Source organism: Mycobacterium sp. (genome assembly GCF_032162105.1).
Lineage (GTDB): Bacteria > Actinomycetota > Actinomycetes > Mycobacteriales > Mycobacteriaceae > Mycobacterium.
In genome coordinates this window covers 1-4,840 of the sequence record NZ_JAVRPS010000638.1, presented here as the reverse complement: position 1 = coordinate 4,840, position 4,840 = coordinate 1, and the positions used below count along the sequence as shown (strand labels likewise).

Sequence of the window (4,840 nt, the reverse complement as noted above, 5' to 3'; positions counted from 1 at the left end):
AGCGACCCGATGCTCGACATCGCCCGCGCCCGGGCCGGCGAGCTTGGGCGCACCGCCACCCTGCTGCAGGGCGACGCTCACGCGCTCCCGTTCACCGACGCCTCCTTCGATACCGTCGTCTGCACATTCGGGCTGTGCGCGATCCCTGACCCCACCGTGGCCATCTCCGAGATGACCCGAGTCCTGCGACCCGGTGGACGACTCATCCTCGTCGATCACATCGAAAGCTCCTCGCGGCCCACGCGTGTGGTGCAGCGCGTCCTGGAAACCGTCACCGTCCCATTGGGCGGCGAACACTTCCTGCGCCGCCCACTGAACCAGGTCCGCGCGACCGGATTCGACATCGAACGTGTCGAGCGGTTCAAGCTGGGCCTCGTCGAACGCCTCGTCGCCCGCAAACCCAGCACCCCATAACAGGCAGTGAACGCCGTTCGCGACCGGTATCGACCACAGCCGCACCCGACGGTCACGGGTCATCAGCCAGCACACGCATTGGGAACCAATCCCAACCCGGATATCAGGAGTCACCGCATGAGCCGCAACAACGTCCTGGTCACCGCCGACTGGGCTGAGCTGAATTTGGACAACCCGAACGTCGTATTCGTCGAGGTCGACGAGGACACCACCGCCTACGACGGTGGTCACATCGAGGGTGCGGTCAAACTCGACTGGCGCACCGACCTGCAGGACCCGGTGCGCCGCGACTTCGTCAACCAGGACCGGTTCTCCGAGCTGCTGTCTGACCGTGGCATCGCAGGCGACGACACCGTGATCCTCTACGGCGGCAACAACAACTGGTTCGCCGCCTACGCCTACTGGTACTTCAAGCTCTACGGGCACGACAAGATCAAGCTACTCGACGGCGGCCGCAAGAAATGGGAACTCGACGCTCGCCCGCTGAGCACCGAGGCCGTCGACCGGCCGGGCACCCAATACAAGGCCGAGGCGCCGGACGTGTCGATCCGCGCGTTCCGCGACGAAGTCCTCGACGCCATCGGGACCAAGAACCTGGTCGACGTCCGGTCCCCCGACGAATTCTCCGGCAAGATACTGGCCCCCGCGCACCTGCCACAGGAGCAGGCACAGCGTGCCGGTCACATCACCGGCGCGATCAACGTGCCGTGGAGCAGGGCCGCCAACGAGGACGGCACGTTCAAGTCCGACGAGGACCTGACGGCGATCTACGCCCACGCCGGCCTGGACGGATCCCAGCCGACCATCGCGTACTGCCGCATCGGTGAGCGATCCTCGCATACCTGGTTCGTGCTGCGGGAGCTGCTCGGGCACTCCGACGTGAAGAACTACGACGGCAGTTGGACCGAATACGGCTCCCTCGTCGGTGTACCGATCGAGCTGGGCGATGGTCAATGACGGTGCGGCTCAGGGCGCATACGCAAGGCGAACTCGCGATCTGCGAGTTCATTCCGGAAATGTGAGGAAAGGGTAGACGATGATGATGTGGTACGGCAGTAACGGCTGGGGATGGGGCGGCTGGATCCTGATGACCGTCGTGATGGTGTTGTTCTGGGCCGCGGTGATCACCGCCGTCGTCCTCGCCATCCGCTATCTGGTAGGCCCAAGCAGCACTGCCGCCGGCCCGCCCGGTTCCTGGCAGCCAGGCGCGCAGGATCTGCTCAGCGAACGCTTCGCACGCGGCGAGATCGACGACGACGAATATCGACAACGCCTCGCGCTGCTGCGCGAACCCCGGTGACCGCGATGCACTCCAGCATTGCCGGAGGGTACCGGTCATTGCGACCGCTACCGTCCCGCTCGCAACAACGACCACGGCGACCTCAGGCGGTCGCCGGATCATTGGCCGCCAAGGACATTCACCCCCGACGGTCGGTTCCCCGACGCATCACCATCGTGTGCGGGGGGCCGCCGCCTGCCTCGCCAGGTTGAAGCACTGCACCCGGTTCGTTCGGTCGGTCGTTGATGTGTCGACGCCGGTGACGAGTCGACATGTTTCGTGGCCTGCGCGGTCGCCGCGCGGCCAGTCGAGAACCACCGGCGTCCGCCGCGCCATGGGGGTGCTCGCCGTGCTGGTCGCATTGGCGGTGCTCAGCGTCGGTGCCGCCGGGACGGCGGCGGCGCACCCGACGCTGCTGTTCACCGATCCCGCCGCCGACACCGCGGTACCGATTGCGCCGCAGGCGATCACGCTGATGTTCAACGAACCGGTCACCATCGGCGCCGACGCGGTCGTGCTGCTCGACAAGGACGGCGCGACGGTGCCGATCGGCGTCGCGAGAACCGCGCGTGGCGGGCAGGTGGTGACCGCACGCCCGAGCGCGCCGCTGCCGCCGGGCAGCTACACCGTGCGCTGGCGCGCCACCGGCACCGACGGCGACCTGGTCGAAGAGGAATTCCGGTTCGGCGTCGGCTACGCGCTGACCGCCGCAGCGTCGGGCACCAACGGGCCGCCGATCGCCTGGCTGTCCGCAGGGCTGCGCTGGCTGCTGTTCGGGGGCTTCGCGATCGCGTTCGGCGGTCTGATCGCCCAACGGTTCACCTCCTCGGCGCGAGCCGAAAACCCGCGGCTTCCGCCGACGAGGTCATGGACCATCGGCGCCCTGCTGGTCGCGCTGGCCGCGGTGGCCGGCCTCGGGGCCGAGATGGTGGCCGAGGCCGGACGGGTGAATGTCTTGTGGCGCGACGGTTCTGGGATAATCCTGTCGGTCGAAGCTGCCGGACTGCTCGCGGCGCTGGCCGTTGTCGGTGTGCGACGCCGAGCGTGGGCCCTGCTGCCGCTGCTGGTGGTGGTCGGCGCGGAGGGATGGCGGTCGCACGCCCATACCGTGGCCGGAGTGTGGGGCGCGTTGCTCACCGGTGTGCACCTGGGCGCCGCGGCGATCTGGGTCGGCGCCCTCGTCGCGACGACGCTGGCGGTGCTGGCCTGGCGGGGTGAACCAGCGGCGCTGCGATGGGTGCTCAGCGGCTACATGCGGCTCGCGGTGTGGACGTTCCCCGTCGTCATCGCCACCGGTGTGGTGTCCGCGCTGGTGCTGCTACCGCTGTCCGAGGTGTTCTCCACCGACTACGGCCGGGTCCTGGTGGTCAAACTCGTCCTCGTCGCCGCCGCCGCCACGCTGGCCTTGACGGCGCGCAGGATCCAACGCAACGAATCCGGTATCTCGAAGGTGCCCAGCGTGATTCGCGTCGAAAGCATTACCCTGGTCGCGGTGCTCGCGCTCAGCGCGACACTGGTGTCCACGACGCCGGCGAGAGGCGCGGTGCAACCAGCGCCACCGGAACCCCGAGGTCTGGTGCTGCCGTTGGGGACCCTCGCCGGCCAGATCGGAGTCGCCGTCGCCGCCAGCGACGGGCAACTGGTGGTACGGCTGTCGGCACCACAACGTGGGGACTTCTACGCCGCGCAACCCGACCGGCACTACACCCTGTCCGGCCGGTTCGGCCGACCCGACGGTGCCGACGCGACACTGCCGTTTCGCGGCTGCGGGCAGGGTTGCTTCGTGGCCAGCGCGGCCTGGGGTGACGGCGACAACGTGTTGAGCCTGGCCGCCGGGGCCGACGACGCTCGGGGCGGCCCGGTGAGCCTGCTGGTGCCGTGGCCGACGCGCCCGGGCGCCGAGGACCTCGCTCGCGCCGTAGCCGCCACCCGGGCCGCCGGCCAGATCACCGTCTACGAATCGGTGACCAGCGACTCGACGTCGGGCGCCGGTGCGCCCACACCGCTGGAATTATCGGCAGAGTTCTTCGTGTCACAGCAGCCCTACGCGGCGGGCAGCGCCCCGCAGGCGGTTCGTGTCTCGAGCGGCAGCGGCGCGACCCGGCTCGCCCTCGGATACCCTGCCGCGTCGATCTCGATGCTCCTCACCCTCGACAAAGCGGGGCGGATCGCTGACGAAACCCTGACCGACCCAAGCCATCTCGTCACCAGGCGGATCGTGTACCCCGACCACGACTGATCAAGCGATGCCTACCGGCCGGCATTCAGCCTTCCCACCGGGAGCAAGGCCTCGGTGCCGCGACCATCGGTTCGGGGGCGGAGTCGCCACCCGCGTACGGACCCCACGCACCGGCGTCAGCAGAGTCGGCGCTAGCCGCATCCCAGGCCGCTCATCAGTGGGCCGGCATGCGCCGCAGCGGCAAGACCGAGCAGCGCTAGCGCGGCGGCGATCATGACCAGCGTCATCACCAAGGAGCGCGGGACCCCCGTGACGGGCGGAAGCGGCTCAGGAATGGGCGGCAGGTCTGCGGTGAGTGCAGCCAGCTCGCCCATGGTGCGCGACCGGTACACCGCGGCGGCACGGTCGGAGAACTCGTCCATGCTCAGCCGTCCGGCAGACGTGTGCCGCTCAAGCTCTGCGAGCGCGCGCTCACGGTCGGCGTCGGCTGCCCGCACGTCAGTTGCCTGCATGATCAATCCTCCCGGTTCGGCGATCGGAGCGCCCCACTATCTACGTACCTACATAGTAGACCCGGAGGAGCTGTCCACCGATCTGGATTCGTTCACACCTCGACGGCCGCTCGGCCCGCGGACCCGGGATCGGCCAGATCGCTTTCCAGGATCCAGCAGACCCCGGCCTCCTCGATCGGCTCCGCGGTGTTGGCGTGATCGAGCAGCGCGGCCAGATGGGTTTCCAAACTGGACAGTTCCGCGATCGTGGCCCGCACCTGATCGAGCCGAGCCTGCAGTGTGCTGACCACGTGTTCGCACGGAGCATCGCCTCGATCGGCGATGGCCAGCACCTGACGGACCTCCCGCAACGACAGGCCCGCGGACTGGGCGCGGCCGACGAATTCCAGCCGGTCGATGGACTCGGCTCCGTAATCGCGATAACCGGCCGGGGTGCGGGCGGGGGCGGGCAGCAGG

6 protein-coding genes are annotated in these 4,840 nt (G+C 68.8%); 4 read left to right on the top strand and 2 right to left on the bottom strand.

From position 1 onward, the window contains the following. The 4 genes from QOC69_RS32260 to QOC69_RS32245 form a co-directional block, all read left to right on the top strand. A partial coding sequence (locus tag QOC69_RS32260; RefSeq protein ID WP_526446563.1) for a methyltransferase domain-containing protein occupies positions 1–414 on the top strand: 414 nt, incomplete at its 5' end. 117 nt (positions 415–531) lie between these two features. Next, a complete protein-coding gene (locus QOC69_RS32255; RefSeq protein ID WP_526446562.1) occupies positions 532–1,371 on the top strand; it encodes a sulfurtransferase in 840 nt (279 codons plus the stop codon). An 82-nt stretch (positions 1,372–1,453) separates the two neighbouring features. Further along, complete coding sequence (locus tag QOC69_RS32250) at positions 1,454–1,714, top strand: SHOCT domain-containing protein (protein ID WP_526446564.1); 261 nt, start codon at positions 1,454–1,456, stop codon at positions 1,712–1,714. Positions 1,715–2,042: 328 nt separating this feature from the next. Then, positions 2,043–3,932, top strand: coding sequence for a copper resistance CopC/CopD family protein (locus QOC69_RS32245; protein ID WP_526446561.1), 1,890 nt, complete (start codon positions 2,043–2,045; stop codon positions 3,930–3,932). Between the two features lie 131 nt (positions 3,933–4,063). Here the strand turns inward: QOC69_RS32245 and QOC69_RS32240 are convergent, their stop codons facing one another. Then, positions 4,064–4,384 carry a DUF1707 domain-containing protein gene (locus tag QOC69_RS32240; protein ID WP_526446560.1) on the bottom strand — a complete coding sequence of 107 codons (321 nt, stop codon included), beginning with the start codon at positions 4,382–4,384 and terminating at the stop codon, positions 4,064–4,066. A gap of 92 nt (positions 4,385–4,476) precedes the next feature. After that, positions 4,477–4,840, bottom strand: a 364-nt coding sequence (locus tag QOC69_RS32235; RefSeq protein WP_526446559.1) for a MerR family DNA-binding protein, incomplete at its 5' end; no start/stop codon positions are given.

Coding starts and splice junctions, on each gene's coding strand:
- QOC69_RS32255 (WP_526446562.1), top strand. CDS start 532: ATGAGCCGCAACAACGTCCTGGTCACCGCCGACTGGGCTGAGCTGAAT.
- QOC69_RS32250 (WP_526446564.1), top strand. CDS start 1,454: ATGATGTGGTACGGCAGTAACGGCTGGGGATGGGGCGGCTGGATCCTG.
- QOC69_RS32240 (WP_526446560.1), bottom strand. CDS start 4,384: ATGCAGGCAACTGACGTGCGGGCAGCCGACGCCGACCGTGAGCGCGCG.